The 22,154-nt window shown below is 69.8% G+C and carries 19 protein-coding genes; 4 read left to right on the forward strand and 15 right to left on the reverse strand.

Annotated elements, in window-relative coordinates; all coding sequences use genetic code 11:
* Positions 1–89: 89 nt before the first annotated feature.
* The 11 genes from AC31A1_RS20990 to dxr all read right to left on the reverse strand — a co-directional run bounded on the left by AC31A1_RS20990 (position 90) and on the right by dxr (position 11,800).
* Positions 90–311, reverse strand: coding sequence for a ferredoxin (locus AC31A1_RS20990; RefSeq protein ID WP_489654775.1), 222 nt, complete (start codon positions 309–311; stop codon positions 90–92).
* A gap of 2 nt (positions 312–313) precedes the next feature.
* Positions 314–1,543, reverse strand: a complete 1,230-nt coding sequence (locus tag AC31A1_RS20995) for an NADH-ubiquinone oxidoreductase-F iron-sulfur binding region domain-containing protein (protein ID WP_489654776.1) — start codon at positions 1,541–1,543, stop codon at positions 314–316.
* The gene (locus tag AC31A1_RS21000; RefSeq protein WP_489654777.1) at positions 1,540–2,121 is read right to left on the reverse strand and encodes a ferric reductase-like transmembrane domain-containing protein; all 582 of its coding nucleotides are present in this window, start codon (positions 2,119–2,121) and stop codon (positions 1,540–1,542) included. Before AC31A1_RS21000 ends, AC31A1_RS20995 begins: the two co-directional genes overlap by 4 nt.
* The gene (locus AC31A1_RS21005; protein ID WP_489654778.1) at positions 2,118–3,083 is read right to left on the reverse strand and encodes an FAD:protein FMN transferase; all 966 of its coding nucleotides are present in this window, start codon (positions 3,081–3,083) and stop codon (positions 2,118–2,120) included. Before AC31A1_RS21005 ends, AC31A1_RS21000 begins: the two co-directional genes overlap by 4 nt.
* Complete coding sequence (locus AC31A1_RS21010; protein WP_489654779.1) at positions 3,083–3,448, reverse strand: hypothetical protein; 366 nt, start codon at positions 3,446–3,448, stop codon at positions 3,083–3,085. The genes AC31A1_RS21005 and AC31A1_RS21010 overlap by 1 nt, the downstream gene beginning before the upstream one ends.
* A gap of 156 nt (positions 3,449–3,604) precedes the next feature.
* Positions 3,605–5,308 (reverse strand): proline--tRNA ligase, encoded by a 1,704-nt coding sequence (locus AC31A1_RS21015; protein ID WP_489654780.1) that lies wholly within the window; start codon positions 5,306–5,308, stop codon positions 3,605–3,607.
* Positions 5,309–5,467: 159 nt separating this feature from the next.
* Positions 5,468–6,031 (reverse strand): GNAT family N-acetyltransferase, encoded by a 564-nt coding sequence (locus AC31A1_RS21020; RefSeq protein WP_489654781.1) that lies wholly within the window; start codon positions 6,029–6,031, stop codon positions 5,468–5,470.
* A gap of 112 nt (positions 6,032–6,143) precedes the next feature.
* Complete coding sequence (locus tag AC31A1_RS21025) at positions 6,144–6,992, reverse strand: GNAT family N-acetyltransferase (RefSeq protein WP_489654782.1); 849 nt, start codon at positions 6,990–6,992, stop codon at positions 6,144–6,146.
* A 641-nt stretch (positions 6,993–7,633) separates the two neighbouring features.
* Complete coding sequence (gene ispG, locus AC31A1_RS21030; RefSeq protein ID WP_489654783.1) at positions 7,634–8,791, reverse strand: flavodoxin-dependent (E)-4-hydroxy-3-methylbut-2-enyl-diphosphate synthase; 1,158 nt, start codon at positions 8,789–8,791, stop codon at positions 7,634–7,636.
* Between the two features lie 439 nt (positions 8,792–9,230).
* Positions 9,231–10,523 (reverse strand): M50 family metallopeptidase, encoded by a 1,293-nt coding sequence (locus AC31A1_RS21035; RefSeq protein WP_489654791.1) that lies wholly within the window; start codon positions 10,521–10,523, stop codon positions 9,231–9,233.
* Between the two features lie 8 nt (positions 10,524–10,531).
* Positions 10,532–11,800, reverse strand: a complete 1,269-nt coding sequence (gene dxr, locus AC31A1_RS21040; RefSeq protein WP_489654784.1) for a 1-deoxy-D-xylulose-5-phosphate reductoisomerase — start codon at positions 11,798–11,800, stop codon at positions 10,532–10,534.
* Between the two features lie 188 nt (positions 11,801–11,988).
* On the opposite strand from dxr, the gene AC31A1_RS21045 reads away from it, so the two are divergent.
* Positions 11,989–12,438 carry a lamin tail domain-containing protein gene (locus tag AC31A1_RS21045; RefSeq protein ID WP_393764848.1) on the forward strand — a complete coding sequence of 150 codons (450 nt, stop codon included), beginning with the start codon at positions 11,989–11,991 and terminating at the stop codon, positions 12,436–12,438.
* 7 nt (positions 12,439–12,445) lie between these two features.
* Here the strand turns inward: AC31A1_RS21045 and AC31A1_RS21050 are convergent, their stop codons facing one another.
* Together AC31A1_RS21050 and AC31A1_RS21055 are read right to left on the reverse strand one after the other, a co-directional pair.
* Positions 12,446–14,377: an acyl-CoA dehydrogenase family protein gene (locus AC31A1_RS21050; RefSeq protein ID WP_489654785.1), complete on the reverse strand. Its 1,932-nt coding sequence runs from the start codon at positions 14,375–14,377 to the stop codon at positions 12,446–12,448.
* A gap of 111 nt (positions 14,378–14,488) precedes the next feature.
* Positions 14,489–15,298, reverse strand: a complete 810-nt coding sequence (locus AC31A1_RS21055) for a GH12 family glycosyl hydrolase domain-containing protein (RefSeq protein ID WP_489654786.1) — start codon at positions 15,296–15,298, stop codon at positions 14,489–14,491.
* 234 nt (positions 15,299–15,532) lie between these two features.
* Here AC31A1_RS21055 and AC31A1_RS21060 point away from each other — a divergent pair, with 234 nt between their 5' ends.
* The 3 genes from AC31A1_RS21060 to AC31A1_RS21070 all read left to right on the forward strand — a co-directional run bounded on the left by AC31A1_RS21060 (position 15,533) and on the right by AC31A1_RS21070 (position 19,155).
* Positions 15,533–16,546, forward strand: a complete 1,014-nt coding sequence (locus tag AC31A1_RS21060) for a LacI family DNA-binding transcriptional regulator (protein WP_328678266.1) — start codon at positions 15,533–15,535, stop codon at positions 16,544–16,546.
* 63 nt (positions 16,547–16,609) lie between these two features.
* Positions 16,610–18,658: a glycoside hydrolase family 31 protein gene (locus AC31A1_RS21065; RefSeq protein WP_489654787.1), complete on the forward strand. Its 2,049-nt coding sequence runs from the start codon at positions 16,610–16,612 to the stop codon at positions 18,656–18,658.
* 110 nt (positions 18,659–18,768) lie between these two features.
* Positions 18,769–19,155: a hypothetical protein gene (locus AC31A1_RS21070; protein ID WP_489654788.1), complete on the forward strand. Its 387-nt coding sequence runs from the start codon at positions 18,769–18,771 to the stop codon at positions 19,153–19,155.
* 26 nt (positions 19,156–19,181) lie between these two features.
* Here the strand turns inward: AC31A1_RS21070 and AC31A1_RS21075 are convergent, their stop codons facing one another.
* Positions 19,182–19,895, reverse strand: a complete 714-nt coding sequence (locus AC31A1_RS21075; protein WP_489654789.1) for a glycoside hydrolase family 12 protein — start codon at positions 19,893–19,895, stop codon at positions 19,182–19,184.
* Between the two features lie 36 nt (positions 19,896–19,931).
* A partial coding sequence (locus tag AC31A1_RS21080; RefSeq protein ID WP_489654790.1) for a glycosyl hydrolase family 95 catalytic domain-containing protein occupies positions 19,932–22,154 on the reverse strand: 2,223 nt, incomplete at its 5' end.

The following is a 22,154-nucleotide window of genomic DNA, read 5'->3' on the forward strand; positions in this document are numbered from 1 at the left end:
GGGTTTGAGGGGGCGGTCGAGCTCGGTGGGTGCGGATAGTTTTCGGGCTGCGGGCGCGTTGGGGCTGGTCGCGCAGTTCCCCGCGCCCCTTAGGGGGTTGCCCTGGTCCTGAGTTTCAGGGCTAGGACGGGGCAGTCAGAGGCTGCTCGGCGTGCGCGTTTTATCGCGCGGGGCGGAATCGGTGCCCCGTCCACCAGGGGGTAGCCCCACTCGTCCAGAGTGATGTGGTCCGGGAGCAACTCCGCGCACAGGCCGTGGCCTTGGCACGCCGTCCAGTCGATGTCGATCTTCTGTTGTGTCTTCTGGTCCATGGTCAGTGGGCCTCGTTCGGAATGGGAAGGAAAGGTGTCGAGTCGCTCGCGGTGCACAAACCCCTTGCGTGGGCGTCCAGTTCGGGGGCGAAGGTGGTCAGCGCGCTGCGGACCAGGCGGACTGTGCCGTCGGGGTGGTGGCAGGCGCCTCGGCCCTCTACCAGGCCTGACCAACGGGCCACGTCCTGGCGGGTGTTGGCCTGGGGGCCGGGGGTGGCCAGGGTCTGGAAGGCGGAGGCTATGCGCGGGAGGCCGTTGAGGCAGGGGCCGCACTGGCCTGCCGATTGCAGGGCCAAGTAGCGGAGGATGCGGGCGGTTTCGGCTACGCCGCAGCGGTCGGCCGGGAGTGCGGCCAGGACGCCTGCCCCCAAGTCCCCTGCATCCAGCGTGCGTTGGGCAGCCTCGTGGGTCGGGAGCCAGGTGCCGTGGTAGCCGCCCATCAGTACCGCGGAGGTTCCGTGCAGGGGGAGCAGTCGGTTCAGGGGGAGGCCGAACGGGGCTTCCACCACCCGGACTTCGCGGCCCGGGACGTGCAGGGTGCACAGGGTGCTGCCCGGCTGGGTGGGGGTGCCGGCGCTGCGGAACCAGTCGGCGCCGTAGCGGGCGACCAGGGCCAGGTGGGCCAGGGTTTCCACGTTCTGGATGAGGGTGGGGGCCCGGTTCACCCCGCGTTCGCGGACCGGCGGTTGCTGGTGGCGGGGCAACGGGGTGTTTCCGGAGACGTATTGCGCGAGTGCCGAGGCCTGGCCGGACAGGAAGCGTTTGGGCAGGCGGACGACCTGTACGGGGAGCGGGTCGTCGCGTTGGGCCAGGGCCGACTCCAGGTAGGACGCGCCGTCCTCCACCGCCAGGTGGACCTCCCCCGCGCCCACCGCCCGCGCCGCCAACTGCAGCCCGTCCAGGACCAGATGGGGCGACAGGCGGAGCAGTGTCCTGTCCTTGCGGCTGGCCGGTTCGCCCTCCGCGCCGTTCGCCACGACCACGGGTGCGCGGCCCGTGCGGCGGCTCGCGTCGGTCACCGCGACGAGTTTGCGGTACGTCGGGAACGCGGCGCCTCCGCGGCCGGTGAGTCCGGACTCGGCGACCGTTCTCAGGACGGTGTCGGGATCTCCGTACGACAGTGGGCCGTAGCGGAGTTCGTGGGTGGAGAGGTCGGCCGCGGTGCCGCCGGGGGCGAGGAGCCGGGGGGACATGTAGACGTCGGTGAAGGTCGTGGTCGTGGTCGTGGTCACGGTCGGGCTCCTTCTGCTGTGCGGAGCAGGGCCGCGGGGGTGCGGCGGGACTCGCGGGCGGAGTGGGCCGTGCGGATGCCGAAGGCGGCTACCACGGCGGCCACGCAGGACACGGTCAGCCAGGTCATCCAGTCGGTGCCGGTGTCCGTGCCGATGCCGATGCCGTGGATCAGGGCGACCGGCCAGGAGGCGTACGCGAGCCGGTGGAGCGCCCGCCAGGTGCGGTGTCCGATGCGTTCCCTGAGGAGGCTGGTGACCAGGACCGCGAGCATCAGGTCGAAGGCGACCGTGCCCAGGCCGAGCCAGAGCGGCTCGTAGTCGGAGACGAAGGGGACGACCGCGTCGACGACGTTGATGTTCACATATCCGTCGATCACCGCCATCGCGATGTGCAGGGCCAGGAAGGCGGTCGCGGAGAGGGAGAGCGTGCGGTGCAGGTTCACCGTGCCGAAGCGGGGCAGGCCGGGGAGCCGGGTGCGCAGCCGGACCGCGATGCCGAGCAGGACCACGACCGTGAACAGGACGAGGCAGACGGCCCCGGTGGCGCGGTTGGCGTACCAGAGGATCTCGGAGCTCATACGGCGGCCGCCGGATGCGTGGGCCAGCCCGGGGTCGTGACGACCGTGCCGTCCTGCGCGACCAGGCGCGCGGGGAGGCCGAGGCGCGTCAACCACCGTTCCGCGCCTGCCCCCTTGACCAGGCACGCCGTGCTCGCCGCGTTGGCGTCGGCGCTCGTCGCGGCGGCGACCGAGGCCGTGCGCCAGGGGCTGCGGACCGGGAGGCCGGTGCGCGGGTCGACGATGTGGTGCAGCTCGTAGCCGCCCCGGCGCCAGCGGCGGGCCGCCGTGCCCGAGGTGGCCAGGCCGCCGGAGCGCAGGCCGATCGTGGCGTACGTGCCGTGCGCGGGCGTCTCGTCGACGGACCCGGTGACGTCCTGGACGCGGATGTTCCAGCCGCCGGCCGGGGGCTCCCCCGCGACCGCCGTGTCGCCGCCGAGGCTCACGAGGACTCCGCAGCCGGCCACTCGGGCGAGCATCGCGGCGGCCTTGTCGGCGGCCCAGGCCTTCGCCGTGGCGCCGAGGTCCAGTCGGACGCCGGCCGGGACGGTGACCGTGCCCGTCGTACGGTCCAGGTCGATCGTGCGCCAGCCCGGGGCACGCTTCACGGTGAGCCGGATCGGGCGGTCGTCCTCCTGGACGAGGGTGAAGTCGCGGTCGTAGCCGATGGCGTTCATGGCCGAGCCGACCGTCGGGTCGACCGCTCCGTCCGTCGCCTCGGCGGCGCGCAGCGCGACCGCCAACGCCTCGGCGAGCAGCGGGCTGACGGTGACGGGGCGGCCCAACGAGGCGTCCAGGGCGGTCAGTTCGGAGTCGGTACGGAACCTGCTGCACGCCGCGTCGACCTCGGCGAGGTGCCGGGCGAGGAGCAGGTTGCAGGAGTCCAGCAGGGCCGGGTCGGTGACGACCAGCCGGACGCTGGTCCCGAGAGCACGCCAGTCGGCGGCGGCCGTGGTGCGCAGGGGCGCTGTGCTCGTGCTCATCACGACGCTCCCGACGTGGAGTCGGTGGAGCTGCCGGACGACGACGTCACGCCGGACGAGGACGACTGAAGGTCCGATGACGAAGACGAAGATGAGGAGGATGAGGATGAGGACGACGAAGAGGTCGAACTGTCCGACGTGGACGAGGTGTCGGACGAGGCGGACGGCGAGGGTGTCGAGGACGACGACGAGCTGCTCGTGCCGGTGCTGCTCGCCGTCGTGTCCGCCTCCGCGTCCGACTGCATCGTGCCGACCAGGGCGAACACCCCGGCCGCCGCGGCCAGCGTGATCGCCGCCGTGGCGGCCGCGATGCGCCGCTTGCCTCTGCGGACCGCCGTAGCGGCCCCACGCTCCTTGACTGTCATGACCGTTCCCCTCCGCAGTGACTCTCTGTCACTCACTACGGTCGGGGACCAGCCTGAGAGAAGTCTGTGAGGCGCCCATACGCCTCCCGAGAACTCTCTGAGAGGAATCTTAAATTGCTTGAGGCTTCAACAAGGCCCCGTCCCGGTGATCGCCGCTTACGCGGTGAGGCGTGCGATCGCCTCGTCGACCGTCAGTTCCTCGCGCTCGCCGGTCCTGCGGTCCTTCAGTTCCAGGACGCCCTCGGCGGAGCGGCGGCCCGCGACCAGGATCTTCGGTACGCCGATCAGCTCCGAGTCGGTGAACTTCACGCCCGGGGAGACCCCGGCGCGGTCGTCGACCAGGACGCGCAGGCCGGCCGCGCGCAGCTTCTCGGAGACGTCGAGGGCGAGTTCGGTCTGGAGGGCCTTGCCGGCGGCGACGACGTGCACGTCGGCCGGGGCGACCTCGGCGGGCCAGCACAGGCCCTTGTCGTCGGCGGTCTGCTCGGCGAGGGCGGCGACCGCGCGGGAGACGCCGATGCCGTAGGAGCCCATGGTCACGCGGACCGGCTTGCCGTGCTGACCGAGGACGTCGAGCTTGAGGGCGTCGGCGTACTTGCGGCCGAGCTGGAAGATGTGGCCGATCTCGATCGCGCGGTCGAGCTTGAGGCCGGTGCCGCACTTGGGGCAGGGGTCGCCCTCCTGCACGACCACGACGTCGACGTACTCGCCGACCTCGAAGTCACGGCCCGCCACGACGTTCTTGGCGTGCGTGCCCTCCTTGTTGGCGCCGGTGATCCACGAGGTGCCGGGGGCCACGCGGGGGTCGGCGATGTACGTGACCTTCTCGCCCAGGCCCTGCGGGCCGACGTAGCCGCGCACCAGGTCGGGACGGCCGGTGAAGTCCTCCGCCGTCACCAACTCCACTGCGGCGGGGGCGAAATGGGCCTCGACCTTGCCGAGGTCGACCTCGCGGTCGCCGGGCACTCCTGCGGCCACGATCTCGCCGTCGACCTTCACGAGGAGGTTCTTCAGCGTGGCGGAGGCCTCTACGCCGAGGTGGGCGGCGAGGGTCTCGATGGTGGGGGTGTCGGGGGTCGGGATCTCTTCGAGCGCGGGCACGCCGGCGGCGTCCACGGGCTTCAACTCGTATGTGATCGCTTCGGTGTTGGCGGCGAAGTCGCAGTTCGGGCAGTCGGCGAAGGTGTCCTCGCCGGCCTCGGCGGGGGCGAGGAACTCCTCCGACTTCGAGCCGCCCATCGCGCCCGCGGTGGCGGCGCAGATGCGGTAGTCGAGGCCCAGGCGCGCGAACACCTTCTGGTAGGCCTCGCGGTGCAGGGCGTAGGAGTGGGCGAGGCCCTCGTCCTCGGTGTCGAAGGAGTACGAGTCCTTCATCAGGAACTCACGGCCGCGCAGCACACCGGCCCGCGGGCGGGCCTCGTCGCGGTACTTGTTCTGGATCTGGTAGAGGATGACCGGCAGGTCCTTGTAGGAGGACGCCTGGTCCTTCACGATCAGCGTGAAGATCTCCTCGTGGGTGGGGCCGAGGAGGTAGTCGCCGCCCTTGCGGTCCTTGAGACGGAACAGCTCGGGGCCGTACTCGTCCCAGCGGCCGGTCGCCTCGTACGGCTCCCGGGGCAGGATCGCGGGGAGCAGCACCTCCTGGGCGCCGATCGCGTCCATCTCCTCACGCACGATCCGCTCGACGTTGGAGAGGACCTTCTTGCCCAGGGGCAGCCAGGACCAGATGCCGGCCGCGGTACGGCGGACGTAGCCGGCCCGCACGAGCAGCTTGTGACTGAGGACCTCGGCGTCCGCCGGGTCGTCGCGCAGCGTCTTCGCCATCAACTGGGACATGCGCTGGACCGGTGCGTTCGCCATGGTTCCTGTACTCCTGCCGGGAAAGGGTGATGGCTAGGAGGTTAGCCGGGCGTGCTGTGCCGGTGGAAATCGGTTAGGGCCTGTCCGGCGGATCAGGTCGCAGGAAAGAAACGGTGACTGACCAGCCCCGCGTCTGCGGCATGATCCGCCGGACAGGCCCTAACGGCGGCGCAGTGGCAGCGGGGCGCCCATCACCGCGTACGGCTTCGGTGCGCTGGGGAACAGGACCTGGCGGGCGAGGTCCTCGTAGCCGAGAGAGCGGTAGAGGCCCCGGGCCGGGCTGTCGGTGTCGATCGCCGAGAGGATCGAGCGGGGTTCGGTGGCCGCGTCCGTGATGGTGGTGATCAGGGAACGGCCCGCGCCGCGGTTCTGGTAGTGCGGGTGGACGTGCAGCTCGGTGATCACAAAGGAGTTGTCGAGCCAGTCGTCGTGGTCGCGGGCCCGGAGGTACGGCTCTACGACGGTGGACCACCAGTGGGTGCGGTTGTTGGGCATGCCGTAGACGAAGCCGACCAGTCGGCCCTCGGTGGTGGCGCCGAGGGCGCGGGCGCCGGGGTAGGTCATGTGGCGCAGGACGATCTGGCGTCTTACCGCCACCTCGTCCGGGCCCAGGCCGAATGCGAGGGCCTGTACGGCGAGGGCTTCGTCAACGTGGGCCGAGAGGTCCAGGGGGCCGATCACGACGTCTTGGGGGTGGCGGTGACCGTGACCGGGAAATCGCATGTGGGGAGAGTACAGGGGTGTGTCAGTTGTCTTTCGGGTGCCGGTCGTATGCGGCTGGTCGCGCCCACGCGGCGGAGCCGCACGTGTCACAGCCTCGCGCCCCTGAAAGCCTCTAGAACAGGACGCTCATGAACGCGCCGACCTCTTGGAAGCCCACCCTCAAGTACGCCCTTCTTGCCGGGGTGTTGAAGTCGTTCACGTAGAGGCTGACCATCGGGGAGACGTCCGCGAGCGCGTAGCGCAGGACCGCGGCCATCGCGGGGGCCGCCACGCCCATCCCCCTGTACTCCGGGGCCACCCAGACGCCCTGGATCTGGCAGGCCTTGGGCGTCGCGGCGCCGATCTCCGCTTTGAAGACGACCTTGCCGTACTCGTCGAGGCGGGCGAACGAGCGCCCTGAGCCCACGAGTTCGGCCACTCGGGCCTGGTAGAGCAGGCCACCGTCGCCGGCCAGCGGCGAGACGCCGACCTCCTCGGTGAACATCGCCACGCACGCCGGCATGATCGTGTCCATCTCGTCCTTGCGGATGCGGCGGACGTACGGGTCGGGGGCGATGTCGGTGGGCATGCGGTCGGCGACCATGAGGGGCTGGCGGGCGCGGACCTCGCGGGCCGGGCCCCAGCTCGGTTCGAGGAGGCGCCAGAGTTGGGCCGTCGCCTCGGCGGGGCCGACGATCGAGGAGCAGCGGCGGCCGGCCCTGCGGGCACGGTCGGCGAAGGCGCGGACGGCTCTGGGGGTCGCGCAGATCGGGACGAGGTTGGCGCCCGCGTAGCAGAGGGACGTCAGCATGCCGTCCTCGTACCAGCCCCACATCTCGCCACCGAGCCGCCAGGGGTCGAGGCCCGCGACCTGCACCCGCGAGGTCACGAAGGCGTTCGTGACCGGCTCGCGGTCGAGCACGGCGAGCGCGGCGTCCAGGTCGCTCGGTTCGAGCACCCGAGAGGTGGTCTGGGTCAACACGTGCGGGGCCTCACCCTAAGGTCTGCTGATCTCCGCACTGTACCTGCGGAAGCTGAGCGGTGCTTTGTGTTGCCGCTTGCTTCTCAGTGGGGGTGGGTCAGGTGGCCGTCTCTGGGGGCTGCCGCCCCCAGACCCCCGCTTTCGGCCTGGACGGCCTCGTCCTCAAACGCCGGACGGGCTGATTGCGCCGGCCTGTGCTGACCTGTGAAGCCCAAGACCCTGGCTTCGGCTCGGGAAGCCCCGGAACCTCGGCGAGCAAGACCCCCCGAGGCCTCGGCACCCCAGCATGTCCAGCCCCAAGACCTTTCAGCCCGCCGCAGGTCTTCAACCCGCGCCAGCCTCCTCGGCCCGGCACAGATCCTCAGTCCACGCCAGACCTCTCACCCGCCGCAGACTGCAGTCCACGCCAGACCGATCAGCCCGCCATGGTTCTACGGCCCGTGCCAGACCCCTCAGCCCGGCCACAGACCCTCAGCCCACGCCAGCTTCCCAGCCCGCCACAGACGTTCAACCCGCGCCAGATCCCTAGCCCCGCCACAAGCGTTCAACCCGCGCCAGACCCCTAGCCGCGCCCAAACACCTCGGCCCGCGACAGACCTTCAGCCCTCGCCCAGACCCTCAGTCCACGCCAGTCCGGCCCCTCAGCCCGCGACCGACACCGACGGCTCGCCGGAGGCGATGCCGTCCGCCTCCATCTGTTCGGCGATCTTCATCGCCTCCTCGATCAACGTCTCCACGATCTTCGACTCGGGGACGGTCTTGATGACCTCGCCCTTGACGAAGATCTGGCCCTTGCCGTTGCCGGAGGCGACGCCGAGGTCGGCTTCGCGGGCCTCGCCGGGGCCGTTCACTACGCAGCCCATGACGGCCACGCGGAGCGGGACCTCCATGCCCTCCAGGCCCGCCGTGACCTCCTCGGCCAGCTTGTAGACGTCGACCTGGGCGCGGCCGCAGGAGGGGCAGGAGACGATCTCCAGGCGGCGGGGCTTGAGGTTCAGGGACTCCAGGATCTGGTTGCCGACCTTGACCTCTTCGACCGGCGGGGCGGACAGGGAGACTCGGATCGTGTCGCCGATGCCCTGCGAGAGGAGGGCGCCGAAAGCCACCGCCGACTTGATCGTGCCCTGGAAGGCCGGGCCCGCCTCGGTGACGCCGAGGTGGAGCGGGTAGTCGCACTGGGCCGCGAGCTGGCGGTATGCCTCGACCATCACGACCGGGTCGTTGTGCTTGACCGAGATCTTGATGTCCTGGAAGCCGTGCTCCTCGAAGAGGGACGCCTCCCAGAGGGCGGACTCGGCCAGCGCCTCGGGGGTCGCCTTGCCGTACTTCTTCAGCAGTCGAGCGTCCAGCGAGCCCGCGTTCACGCCGATGCGGATCGGGGTGCCGTGGTCCTTCGCGGCCCGCGCGATCTCCTTGACCTTGTCGTCGAACTGCTTGATGTTGCCGGGGTTCACGCGGACCGCCGCGCAGCCGGCCTCGATCGCGGCGAACACGTACTTGGGCTGGAAGTGGATGTCCGCGATCACCGGGATCTGCGACTTGCGGGCGATGGTCGCGAGGGCGTCGGCGTCGTCCTGGGTGGGGCAGGCCACACGGACAATCTGGCAGCCGGACGCGGTCAACTCGGCGATCTGCTGGAGCGTGGAGCCGATGTCCGACGTTCGGGTCGTCGTCATGGACTGCACCGACACCGGCGCGTCGCCGCCGACCGCCACGGATCCGACCTGGATCTGCCGGCTCTTGCGACGCTCGGCGAGCCGGGTCGGAACGGACGGAATGCCGAGAGAAATCGCAGTCATCTGCTGTGCAACCCCAAGTCGTGGATCAAGGCCCCGGTCCCGGAACAGCGGGCTCCAGGCTTCGAGATTACGTCACCCGTGCGGGCCCGGGCACATCCCGGCCGTAAACCCACTCAATGGAGAGCGGCCCGGCACGCTGTGCTATCTGGGGGGCCTAGCCCCCCAGACCCCCCGCTATGCCGGGCCGCCACAAACTACGAATGGCTAGGCCGTGTCCGCAAAGTCCCGCCTGCTCCGCGACGCCCGGCACGCTCCCCCACTGCCTTAAGGGCGTGGGAGGTGCCCCCACTCGCCGCACCGGACGAAAGCCCACGTACAACCAGTACGAGGGCTTCCGCCCGGCACTCCCCCAGCCTCCGGCCGGGGGGACCCCCAGAGCACGCACCGGACGCCGCGGAGCCCGCCCTCCGGGCGGACGACGGGACTTTGCGGACACGGCCTAGGAGATTTTGACTGGGTTAACCACGTCCGCCACGAGGACGAGCAGGGTGAAGCAGACGAAGATCCCGGCCACCACATAGGCCACCGGCATCAGCTTCGCCACGTCGAACGGGCCCGGGTCCGGCCGCTTGAGCACCTTCGCCAGGTTCCGCCGCAGCGCCTCCCACAGCGCGCCCGCGACATGCCCGCCGTCGAGCGGGAGCAGCGGGAGCATGTTGAAGAGGAAGAGGGAGAGGTTGAAGCCGGCCACCAGCATCAGGGCCATGGCCAGTTGCTGGGTGGGCGGGATGTCCAGGGTGAAGATCTCGCCGCCTACGCGGGCCGCGCCGACCACGCCCATCGGGGAGTCGGCCTGGCGGGGGGCGCCGTCGAAGGCCGAATTCCACAGGGCCGGAATCTTGCCGGGGAGGGCCGCGATGGAGTCGACGGCCTCGCCCATGCGGTCTCCCATCCAGGTGACCGATTCACCGAAGTCCTGGCGGACGATGCCGGTGGCCGCGCTGAAGCCGAGGAAGCCGGCGGTGACGTACTGGCCCTGGACGATCTGGCCGCTGGAGTCCTTCTTGGCGACCTGGTTCGACGCGATCTTCGCGTGGAGAGTGAGGGCCTGGCCCTTGCGCTCTACGACGATCGGGACCGTCTTGCCGGGGGTGGCTCGGATCAGGTCGGAGAGCTTGTTCCAGTCGGTGGTCTTGACTCCGTTGAAGCTGACGATCTTGTCGCCGGCCTTCAGGCCCGCTGCCGCCGCCGGGGAGGCCGGGTCGGACTTCTTGCAGGTGTCGCGGTTCTGGCTCTGCGCGATGACGCACTCGGAGACCGAGCTGACCGTGTTGGTCTGCTGCGAGATGCCGAAGCCCATCAGGACGGTGAGGAAGAGCGCCACCGCGAGGATGAGGTTCATGAAGGGGCCCGCGAACATCACGATGACCCGTTTCCAGGGCTTGCGTGTGTAGAACAGGCGGGACTCGTCGCCGGGCTCCAGCTCCTCGAAGGCCGCCGAGCGGGCGTCCTCGATCATGCTGCGCCAGGGCGAGGTGGAGCGGGACTCGATCCTGCCGTCGGGTCCCGGCGGGAACATGCCGATCATGCGGATGTAGCCGCCGAACGGGATGGCCTTGAAGCCGTACTCGGTGTCGCCCTTCCGCCTGGACCAGATGGTCGGGCCGAAGCCGACCATGTACTGGGGCACCCGGATGCCGAAGAGCTTCGCCGTGGACAGATGCCCCAGCTCGTGCCAGGCGATCGAGACCAGCAGGCCGACCGCGAAGACGACTATGCCGAGGATCATCATCAGGGCTGTCATGCACGCGCCTCCGCGTTCGCCGTGGTCGTCTGCGCTGTCAGTTCGCGGGCCCGGGCGCGTGCCCAGGTCTCCGCTTCGAGGACGTCCGGCACGGTCAGGGAAGTTCCCGTGGCCGGTGTCCCGTGTTCCTCGACCACCCGTGTCACCGTCTCCATGATTCCGTTGAACGGCAGCGCGCCCGCGCGGAACGCCTCCACGCACTCCTCGTTCGCCGCATTGAACACCGCCGGGGCCGTGCCCGCGAGCTGTCCCACATGCCGGGCCAGGCCGACCGACGGGAACGCGTCGGTGTCGAGCGGGAAGAACTCCCACGTCGACGCCTTGCTCCAGTCGAACGCGGGCGCCGCGTCCGGGACCCGCTCGGGCCAGCCGAGCCCGATGGCGATCGGCCCGCGCATGTCGGGGGGCGTCGCCTGGGCGAGTGTCGAACCGTCCGTGAATTCCACCATCGAGTGGACATACGACTGCGGGTGCACGACCACCTCAATGCGATCGAAGGGAATGTCGTACAGCAGGTGCGCCTCGATCACCTCCAGACCCTTGTTCACCAGGGTTGCCGAGTTGATCGTGATCACCGGGCCCATCGCCCAGGTGGGGTGCGCGAGTGCCTCTTCCACGGTCACTCGCGCGAGGTCCGCCTTCGTACGGCCGCGGAAGGGGCCGCCGGACGCGGTGACGACGAGCTTGCGGACATCGGCGCGGGTACCGGCCGCGAGGGCCTGGAAGAGCGCCGCGTGCTCGGAGTCCACCGGGATGATCTGGCCCGGCTTGGCGAGCGCCTTCACCAGCGGGCCGCCGACGATGAGCGACTCCTTGTTGGCGAGCGCGAGGACGCGGCCCGCCTCCAGGGCGGCGAGGGTGGGCGCGAGTCCGATGGACCCCGTGATGCCGTTCAGCACGGTGTGGCAGTCGGAGGCGGCGAGTTGGGTGGCCGCGTCAGGACCGGCGAGGATCTCCGGGAGCGGCTCCCCCGCGCCGTACCGCGCGGCGAGCGCCTCGCGCAGTGCGGGTACGACGTCCTCGCGGGCGACCCCGACCGTCCGCACCCTGAGCTGGTACGCCTGCTCGGCGAGGAGTCCGACCCGGCCGCCGTTCGCGGACAGTGCGGTGACCTTGAAACGGTCCGGGTTGCGCAGCACCAGGTCGATGGCCTGGGTGCCGATGGACCCGGTGGACCCGAGGATCACCAGGGCCTTGGGACCGTCGCCCACGACGGGGTCGTAGACGAGATGTGGGTCGGCGAGGGGTGCTGGACTGTCGCTCATCCCTCCATTGTTGCCGCAACGGGTGCCCGGGCGGACAGCGGTTCCCTCGGGCGGGTGGCTTATCGGCTCTCGTCGGTGATTGAAGGGAAATCCCCCTTTGTGAATACGACGTGAAGGTCATGTGATAACACTTCAGTCCTGCGCCAGTGGACGACCGGCCAGTGGACGACATCCTGGGGGGATTCTCCATGCGGATACGCGCTGCCCTGCCCGCGCTCGCGGGCGCCGCGATACTCACCGGCACCTTGCTCAGCACCCCGGCCGAGGCCGCCGGCGGGGTCACCATCTACCACGTCTGGTTCGACAGCCCGGGCTCGGACAACCGGTCCAACACGAGCCTGAACGGCGAGTGGGTGCAGATCAAGAACACCAGCCGGTCGGCGATCTCGCTCAAGGGGTGGGTCCTGAAGGACGTCTCGAACCACCGGTACGTCTTCAAGAACATCAAGATCGGCGCCGGCAAGTACATCAAGGTGCACACGGGCAAGGGCTCGGACACCGCGTCGAACACGTACCAGGGCCGTGCCGCCTACGTCTGGAACAACACCAGCGACACGGCGACGCTGACCAGGTCGAGCGGCAGCAAGGTCGACACCTGCTCCTGGACGACGCGGGATCCGAGCGACAAGTACTGCTGATCCGGGCTCAGTTGACGGGTCGGTGGACGTTCTCCATCTTGCTGGGTCCGGGGGTCGCGTCGGCGATCCACGGGCCCTCGCCCGACGGGTCGACGATGCCCTCCTCCAGCCACGTGTACGCGCCACCGAGGACACCCTTGGCCACCTTGCGGTCGACGGTGTCGGTGTTGGTCCACAGGCGGCCGAAGAGTTCCTCGACGCGGATGCGGGACTGTTCGCAGAAGGCGTCGGCGAGTTGGTAGGCCTCGCGGCCGTGATCGCCCTGGGTGCGCAGGAGTTCGGCCCGTACGCAGACCGCGCTCATCGCGAAGAGTTCCGCGCCGATGTCGACGATCCGGCCCAGGAAACCCTGCTTGGTCTCCATGCGGCCCTGCCAGCGGGACATGGCGTAGAAGGTGGAACGGGCGAGTTTGCGGGCGTTGCGCTCGACATAGCGCAAGTGCCGGGAGAGGTCGATGCCGTGGCGGAACTCGCCGTAGGTGCCCGGGAGTTGGCCGCTGCCCGCGACCAGCTTCGGGAGCCACTTGGCGTAGAAGACGCCCGCGTTGGCGCCCGCTTTCGCCTTGTCCTGGAGGGACTTGTCCGGGTCGATGAGGTCGCCGGCGACCTTGAGGTGGGCGTCGACGGCCTCGCGGGCGATGAGGAGGTGCATGATCTCCGTCGAGCCCTCGAAGATGCGGTTGATACGGAGGTCGCGCAGGACCTGTTCGGCGGGGACCGCCTTCTCGCCGCGCGCCGCGAGCGACTCGGCCGTCTCGAAGCCTCGGCCGCCGCGGATCTGGACCAGTTCGTCGGCCATGAGCCAGCCCATCTCGGAGGAGAAGAGCTTGGCCAGCGCGCCCTCGATGCGGATGTCGTTGCGGTCCTCGTCCGCCATCTGCGAGGACAGGTCGAGTACGGCCTCCAGGGCGAAGGTCGTCGCCGCGATGAAGGAGATCTTCGCGCCCACCGCCTCGTGCTCGGCGATCGGCCTGCCCCACTGCTCACGCGCCGCCGACCACTCGCGGGCGATCTTCAGGCACCACTTGCCGGCGGCGACACAGGACGCGGGGAGGGAGAGGCGGCCCGTGTTGAGGGTGGTGAGGGCGATCTTGAGGCCCGCGCCCTCGGGGCCGATGCGGTTGGCGGCGGGGACCCGGACCTGGTGGAAGCGGGTGACGCCGTTCTCGATGCCGCGCAGACCCATGAAGGCGTTGCGGTTCTCGACGGTGATGCCGGGCGAGTCGGTCTCCACGACGAACGCGGTGATGCCGCCCTTGTGGCCCTCGCTCTTCGGCACCCGGGCCATCACGACCAGCAGGTCGGCGATCACGCCGTTGGTGGTCCAGAGCTTCACCCCGTCGAGGACGTAGGCGTCCCCGTCGGGCACCGCGCTGGTCGCCAGGCGTGCCGGGTCGGAGCCGACGTCCGGTTCGGTGAGCAGGAAGGCGCTGATGGCGGTGCGGGCGCAGCGGGGCAGGAACTCCGCCTTCTGCTCGTCCGTGCCGAACAGCTTCAGCGGCTGCGGTACGCCGATCGACTGGTGCGCCGAGAGCAGCACGCCGACCGCGGGGCAGGCGGAGCCCGCGAGGGCCAGCGCCTTGTTGTAGTACACCTGGGTGAGGCCGAGGCCGCCGTACTTGGTGTCGATCTTCATGCCGAGGGCGCCGATCTCCTTGAGGCCGCTGATGACCTCGTCGGGGATGCGTGCCTCACGTTCGATGCGGGCCGCGTCGATCTGGGTCTCGCAGAAGACGCGCAGCTTCGCGAGGAACTCCTCGCCACGCCGGGAGTCCTCGTCGGCCGGGAGGGGGTGCGGGTGGATCAGGTCGAGCCGGAAGCGGCCGAGGAACAGTTCCTTGGCGAAGCTGGGCTTGCGCCAGTCCTGTTCCCGGGCCGCCTCCGCCACCTGACGGGCTTCCCGCTCGGTGACGGTGGGCTTGCTGGATGGAGCGGACATGGGGCTCACCTCGCCGCGAATCGGGCCCTCGGACCATGCTGGTTACCGACGGGTGCTACCCGATCGTATGTACCCGATCCACCGCGAAGCAGCCACCCTTCGCGCGTCCGTTCAGCCGATGTCGACGGAGTACGCCTTCGTGTCAAGTCGGCCCGAGCCCTTGAAGATCTCGGTGCCGGACTCGATGCCGGAGAGGTACTTGTCGTTGCTCAGCAGCTTGCGCCGGACGAGGGCCTGGGTGAAGTCGTCGATGTTCAGGGTGGCCTTGGTGGTGTTGGCCCGCCGGACGAAGGAGTACACGTTCCAGCCGATGTTGCCCTGGTAGATGTCCCACATCGCGCCGTCGAGACTGACGCTGCCGTACTTGGTGCCGAGCGGGCCCGCGCCGCCCTGCCGGTTGAGCCAGATCATGATCTCGTCGGTGGGCTGGTCGGCCCAGTCGGCGGTGTTCTTGGAGTGCAGCCACAGGTCGTACGCGACGTCGAGCGTGCCGGGGCTGGAGCTGAGCGCGAACTCCCAGCTGGTCTTCACGCTCTTCCGGTCACCGACGCGGACCGGCAGCCCGGTGGCCGCCTTGTCGGCCTTCCAGCCCCAGTGCCAGCCGAGGACGGTACTCGCGAACGCCTTCACGTCGGCGTCGGTGCCCTTGCTGTTGTTGGCCCAGTTGAAGGACGTGCCCCACGAAATGGTGGACCCCGACTGGGAGTTGCCCCACACGCACTGGCTGCCGGTGGCCTTGTCGCGTCCCCACTGGTTGTTGTTGACGTAGTACTTGCCGAGCGTGACGGTGTCGTCCGCCGTGCACTTCTCGCTCGACTCACCCGCCTGGGCGACGGTGACACCGGCGAGTGCCGTGAGAGCCACCGCCGTGGCGACCAGCGTCTTCCGCTTCTTGGACAGGCGTGGTCTGCGGTGTTGCATCGGGGGTCCTTCCGGGGGACGGTTCGTCTACGACCTCTCAGTGGCCGCCGACCCGCCCGGAGGTTGCCTCCCCCACCCGGAGAAACTCTCGGAGCCCGGTGTTTCCAGAAAGTGTCGAAGCGCTTCGACAACCTATGGACACCCACACCGCCTGAAGCTAATGTCGAACCACCCTCACCCGCCCTTGTCAGCAACGCGCACTGTCGAAGCGCTTCACAAAGCTTGGAGAGCTGGATGGTCACCCTCGCCGAGGTCGCCCAGCACGCCGGAGTCTCGGCGAGCACGGTGAGCTATGTCCTCAGCGGCAAGCGGTCCATCTCCGGAGCCACCCGGCAGCGGGTCGAGCAGAGCATCCGCGAGCTGGGCTACCACCCGAACGCGGGCGCCCGCGCCTTGGCCAGCAGCCGGTCGAACATCATCGCGCTGATGGTGCCGCTGCGCACGGACATGTACGTGCCGGTGATGATGGAGATCGCCATCGCCGTGGCGACCACCGCACGCCTGCACGGCTACGACGTGCTGCTGCTCACCGGCGAGGAGGGTCCCGACGCGGTCCGCCGGGTCACCGGCAGCGGGCTCGCCGACGCGATGATCCTGATGGACGTCGAACTCGACGACGAGCGGCTGCCGTTGCTGCGCGGCACCGACCAGCCCTCCGTGCTGATCGGCCTCCCCGCCGACACCACCGGGCTGACCTGTGTCGACCTCGACTTCGGGGCGACCGGCGCGCTGTGCGTCGAGCACCTCGCCAAGCTCGGCCACCACGACATCGCTGTCATCGGCGAGGCCCCCGCGGTCTACGAGCGGCACACCGGTTTCGCCGAGCGCACCCTCGACGGACTCCGGTCCCGGGCACGGGAGTTGGGCCTGCGCGTGCTGCACCGGCCGTGCGAGGGCGGGTACGACGCGATGACGACGACCCTGGCCCGGATCTTCGACGAACGCCCCGGCACCACGGGCTTCGTCGTGCAGAACGAGTCGGCGGTCGAGCCGCTGCTCGCCCTGCTGCGCCAGCAGGGCCGGGCCGTGCCGGAGGACGTGTCGGTGGTCGCGGTCTGCCCCGATCAGGTCGCCACCCAGGCCTCGGTGCGGCTGACGTCCGTCGCCATCCCCGCGCAGGAGATGGGCCGTTACGCCGTGGAGCACCTGGTGGCCAAGCTGGATGGCCGCGGCAGCGACGAAGTCGTGCTGATCACACCGGAGTTGACGATGCGGGCGAGTACGGGGCCGGCGCCGTCAGCTTCTTGACCAGCCACGCTCCACGTGTTTGTGCGGTTACCCCCTGTCTGCTTTCCTCCAGGAGCACTCCTCGTGAATCAGCCTGCCGAAATCCAGTCCGAGGTCAGCCTCGCGCAGTCCTCCCCCACCATCGGAACGTTCCGTGAGAGGGATGGCGCGCTGGAGTGGAGCGGACGCCAGGAGACCGTACGGATCGAGCCCTGGGGTCCGGACGCGGTCCGGGTACGAACCCGACTCGGCGGACCGGTCCTCGCCGGGCTCCCCGGTGCCCTTCTCGACGAACCCCCCGCCGCGGACGGCTCGATCAAGATCGGCGACGGTGAAGCACAGCTGACCGTGGGCGGGTTGACCGTCGAGGTCGACGCCGAGGGCCTGATCCGCTTCCTGCGCACCGACGACTCCAGCGAACTCCTCGCCGAGGCCCGCGCCCACTTCTGGTGGCCCGGCTCGCGCCTCTACACGGCGGTCGGCAACGGCCACCACCGCCTGGAGCAGCGCTTCGCCGCGTACGAGAACGAGAAGCTGTACGGCCTCGGCCAGCACCAGCACGGCAAGCTGGACCAGAAGGGGCTGGTGCTCGACCTGGTCCAGCGCAACGCCGAGGTGGGCATCCCGGTGCTCGTCTCCAGCCGCGGCTACACCCTGCTGTGGAACAACCCGGCGATCGGCCGCGTGGAGCTGGCCGGCAACGGCACGCGCTGGGTCGCCGACTCGGCCCGGCAGATCGACTACTGGATCACCGCGGGCGACCCGGCCGACGGCCAGCGCCGCTACAGCGCGGTGACGGGCCGTACGCCGATGCTCCCCACGTGGGCGGCGGGCTTCTGGCAGTGCAAGCTGCGCTACCGCACCCAGGCCGAACTCCTGGCCGTGGCACGGGAGTACAAGCGCCGCGGACTCCCCCTCTCCGCGATCGTCTGCGACTTCTTCCACTGGACACACCTCGGCGACTGGAAGTTCGACCCGGCCGAGTGGCCCGACCCGGCGGCCATGGTCCGCGAACTGGACGAGCTGGGCGTGAAGTTGGTGGTGAGCGTCTGGCCGTCGGTGTCACCCCTCAGCGAGAACCACGGCGTACTGGAACAGCGCGGCTACCTCATCGGCACCCAGTACGGCCCGATGGCCCACGCCGACTGGCCGGACAAGGGGGTCGCGTCGACGGTCCAGGTGGCCTTCTACGACGCCACGAACCCCGAGGCCCGTGACTTCCTGTGGTCGAAGATCCGCGACAACTACCTTGTGCCGTACGGCATCACGGCCTTCTGGCTCGACGCCTGCGAGCCCGAGCTGAAGCCGGGCTTCCAGGAGAACCTGCGCTACTGGGCGGGCCCGGGCCTGGAGGTCGGCAACATCTACCCGGCCGAGAACTCCCGTACGTTCGCGGAGGGGTTGCGCGCCGAGGGCGTCGGTGACGACGAGGTCATCACCCTCAACCGCTCGGCGTGGGCGGGCAGTCAGCGCCATGGCGCGGCGCTCTGGTCGGGTGACATCGGCACCGACTTCCCGACTCTGCGCCGCCAGATCGCCGCGGGCCTCAACACCGCGCTGTCCGGCATCCCTTGGTGGAACACGGACATCGGCGGCTTCCACGGCGGCGACCCGGACGACCCGGCGTACCAGGAGGTCATGGTCCGCTGGTTCCAGTTCGGCGCGCTGTCCCCGCTGATGCGCCTGCACGGCTTCCGCGACCCGGGCATGCCGCTCGGCCCCGACATGACCGGCGGCCCCAACGAGGTCTGGTCGTACGGCGATCGGGCCCTGCCGATCCTGGAGAAGTACCTGCGGCTGCGCGAACGCCTGAAGCCGTACGTGCTGGACGTGATGCGCGCCGCGCACGAGGAGGGGCTGCCGGTGATGCGCCCGCTGTTCCTCGAATTCCCGGCGGACCCGGCGACCTGGTCGGTCGCCGACGCGTATCTCTTCGGCCCGGACCTGCTGGTCGCACCGGTGCTGACGGCGGGCGCCACGGTCCGTACGGCGTATCTCCCGGCGGGCGCGCGGTGGACGGACGCGTGGACGGGCGAGACGTATGAGGGCGGTACGGCGGTCACGGTCGACGCGCCGCTGGACCGGATTCCGCTGTTCCTGCGGGACGGGGCGACGCTGCCGGTGGCGGAGTAGGGGGCAGGGCGCCCGTGACGGGGGCGGGCGCCCGGGCCGTGACGCTTCCGTTGTGCGGAACTGTGGGCTCCGTCACAGCCGTACCGATCTTGTTCTGCTGGACTCCTCCGATGGTGTTACGCAAGCTCGCCTTTGCCGCGGGCCTCGCCGCGTTCGCCCTGTATCTCTGGGGTCTGCTCTGCGTCCTGGGCGCGATCCTCCAGGCCGAGGACGGCGGCGCCAACTCCTCGCCGATACTGCCCTGTCGCACGACCGACGGGCAGGAGGGCGGACCGGAGGACCCTGGAGCCGCCCACGTCGTGGACTACTCCGTGGACTTCGTCCCGCTCAGGTTCGACTGCGAGATGACGGGCGGAGGCAGCTACGTCACCAACACCGTTCCCGGGTACGTCAATCCGGCGGTGTTCGGCCTCGTGCTGACCGCGCTCGGCTGCTGGGTCGCGGCGCTCGTCGTGGCACCGCCCGGCCCTCGCGGAGTACGGGGACCGGGCGGCTGAACGGAGTACCGGACTGCCGGGGTGGGTCAACTACTGGTGACACTCTCGCTGTTGGTGGTGAAGTCGAGCCCGCCGGACGAGGACGTGATCTCGAACCCGAACTGCAGGTCCCCGATGGTCACGTTGCCGAACCAGCCCTTGGTGTCCTTGATCCACTTGAGGATCGGCAGGATGTCGACCGTTCCGGAGGTCGAGTTGGAGGTGCGCAGGAACGAGAACACGTCGTTGGCACCGTTGTTGCCCTTGTAGACGGTCCAGGTCGAACCGCCCAGCGTGAGGGTGCCCTGCGAGGTGCCGAGGGCGCCGACGGCTCCGGTCTTGTTGACCCAGAGCATGATCTCGTAGTCGTAGTTGGTGTCCCAGATGTCGTACGACGTGTTGTACGAACCGGACGACGGGACCGTGACGTTGTAGCTGCTCTTGAGCGAACCGAGCGAGGTGATCGACTTGTTGATCACCTTCTTGGCGTTGGGGTAGGACTTGATGCCGCCGGTGTTGGGGTGGTTGGCGTTGAGGCCCCAGTTAGTACCGGAGTTGGCCCAGATGCACTGGCTGCCGGCGCCGGAGCCCCAGATGTTGTTGTAGAGCGTGTAGCCGTTCAGGGTCGTGGTGCCCCACTGGTCGCAGGAGCTCCAGACGGCGGCGGAGGCCGGGGCCGAGGCGAGTGCGACGGTGGCGCCGAGCGCGAGTGCGGGGGCGAGAACGGCCGTGAGTACGCGGCCCAGCTTGCGTGTTGCCATGGTGTCCCTTCCATGGGTGGGGGGAGGTGCGAGTGGTTACCGCGCCCCCAGGGTGAGGACGCGGTCTTCTCCGGCCACGAGGTCGAGCGGCTCCGTGCCGGAGGAAGTCCGGAGTTCGACGCGGTGAGTTCGGGACGGCCGGATCAGCGCTGTGGCGGAGTGGGGCGTCCAGCTCAGATCGACCTCCGCCCCGAACCTCGTGCGTACGCCGGTGAGTTGACCGTGCGGATACGCCGCCGGCAGCGCGGGCAGCAGGACCAGCCGGTCCGGGGTCGACTGCACGAGCGCCTCGACGAGCACGCCGGGCAGGGTGTGCGCGGCGTCCGCGTTGTAGACGTCGCGGTTCGGGTAGTGGGCGCTCATCAGCGAGGCGTGGAAGAAGTCGCCGTCGAGGACCTGCCCGAGGGCGTGCGCGACCCGTTCACCGTCCCGGAGCCGGGCCGCGACGAGTGCGTGGTGGAGGTGCCCGTGCGCGGAGTCGTTCTCGGCGCCCCGGAGTTGGAGCGCGCGGTGCGCGGCGGCGGCGAGCTGCGGGGTGTCGTACGGGTTGATCTCGTCGAGCGGCCAGACACCGTAGAGATGGCTGAGGTGACGGTGGTCGTAGGTGTCGTCGAGGCCCGGCCAGGCCCATTCGGCAAGCGCGCCTTCGGAGTTGACCCGGTGCGGGGGCAGCCGGTCGGCGAGCGCGCACCAGCGGAGGGCCTCGGGCGTGCCCGGGTGGTAGGCGGCGGCCGTGTGGAGTGCGTGCCGGGCGGCGGAGAGATCCATCGCCGCGTTGATCGCGCCCCAGCCGGCGTTGGCGTTCGCGGGGCGGTTCTCGGGCGAGTAGGAGGGGACGACGACCAGTTGGCCGGCGTGGCCGGTGCCGGGTCCGGTCGCGTCGGTTTGTTCAGCCGTGAGGAAGTCCTCGTAGAACAGGGCGACTTCGGCCAGTACGGCGGCGGTACGCGGATCGCGTGCGCCGCGCGTCTCGTCGTGGTCGACGAGCGGCTTGAGCAGCCAGTCGGCGCCTGCGGTCCACAGGTGCAGCGGGTACTCACGGCTGAAGTGGTACGACAGCCCGGACTCCCCGTCGCTGTGCGCGGGCGCGACGACACCCCGGGCGCCGAAGACGGCGCGGGCGTTCTCCCGCCAGTCGCCGAGCTGACGGTGGATCAAGGAGGCGAGGGCGTCGGTGACTTCGGGGAGTGCGGCGCTCGCGGCGGAGGCGGTCTGGAGGTTGAGGTTCGCGTCGTTGGTGAACGCCCCCGACCAGGCCGTGTTCCAGTCGCCGGTCCACAGTCCCGTGAGCCGGGGCGGCAACAGTCCGCTGGAGGAGAGCAGGTGGTACCGGCCGGCCGCGAAGAGCCGTTCGAGGAGTGCAGGGCTGTGGGTCCGCTTCAGCAACTCACTCCCGGGGAGGACGCGTTCGGCGTCGTCGGCGTGGAGATCGAGGGTGACGCGGGCGTAAGTCGTGCGATGGAGGGCGAGGTGCCGGTCGAGGAGGGCGCCGTAGGACTCCCCCTCGTCGATCAGTTCCCGCAGGGCCCAGGTCTCTTCTACGACGTCCAGCTCGCCGGTATGGCGTCGGACTCGGGTGAGGAGGAGGACCTCGTTGGCCTCGGCGATCCGAACTCCTCCCGAGGTGAGCCGTGTTGTGCCGCCGGTGACCACTGCGAGGGTGACTCCGGTGTACGCGCGATCGCTGTCGGGATAGCGGACGCGGAGGGTGAGAACGGCGCCGTCGGAGGTGAGGAGCGTGCCGTGGCCGACGCCCAACCCTGTTGGCGCACCCGGGAGTTGGTGGTCCTGGGCGAGGTCGAGGGTGAGGTCGGGGGCGGTGATGTGCTGGACGATCACGTCGTCGGCTCGGGAGACGAAGACGCGGCTGCGCCACTCGTCGCAGCGGGCGGCGACCTCGCCGGTGGTGAAGTCGACGGTACGGCGGTAGTCGCGCCCGGCCGTGCCGGACGGTCTGCGCAGCCGTAGCTGGAAGGCCGGGTGGAAGGGCTGCACCCACTGGAGCGGGCGGTCGTCCGTGAACTCCTCGGCTGCGGCGAGGTCACCGGCGAGCAACCGGGCCTGGAGCGCGGGGAGTTCGGCCGCGAGGTGGGGCGGCCTGGCGTGTTCGGCGCCGTTCGGGCGGACGAGGGTGTGGTGGGTGACGATGACGCGGTCGTCGTTCGGATCACCGAACACGAGGACGCCGTGGTGGCCGTTGCCGCTGAGGAAAGCGTCCTCCCAGCGGGTGGCGGGGAGGGGTTCCCAGGTGGCGTGTGC

It is taken from the genome of Streptomyces sp. P5F9 (assembly GCF_057961495.1).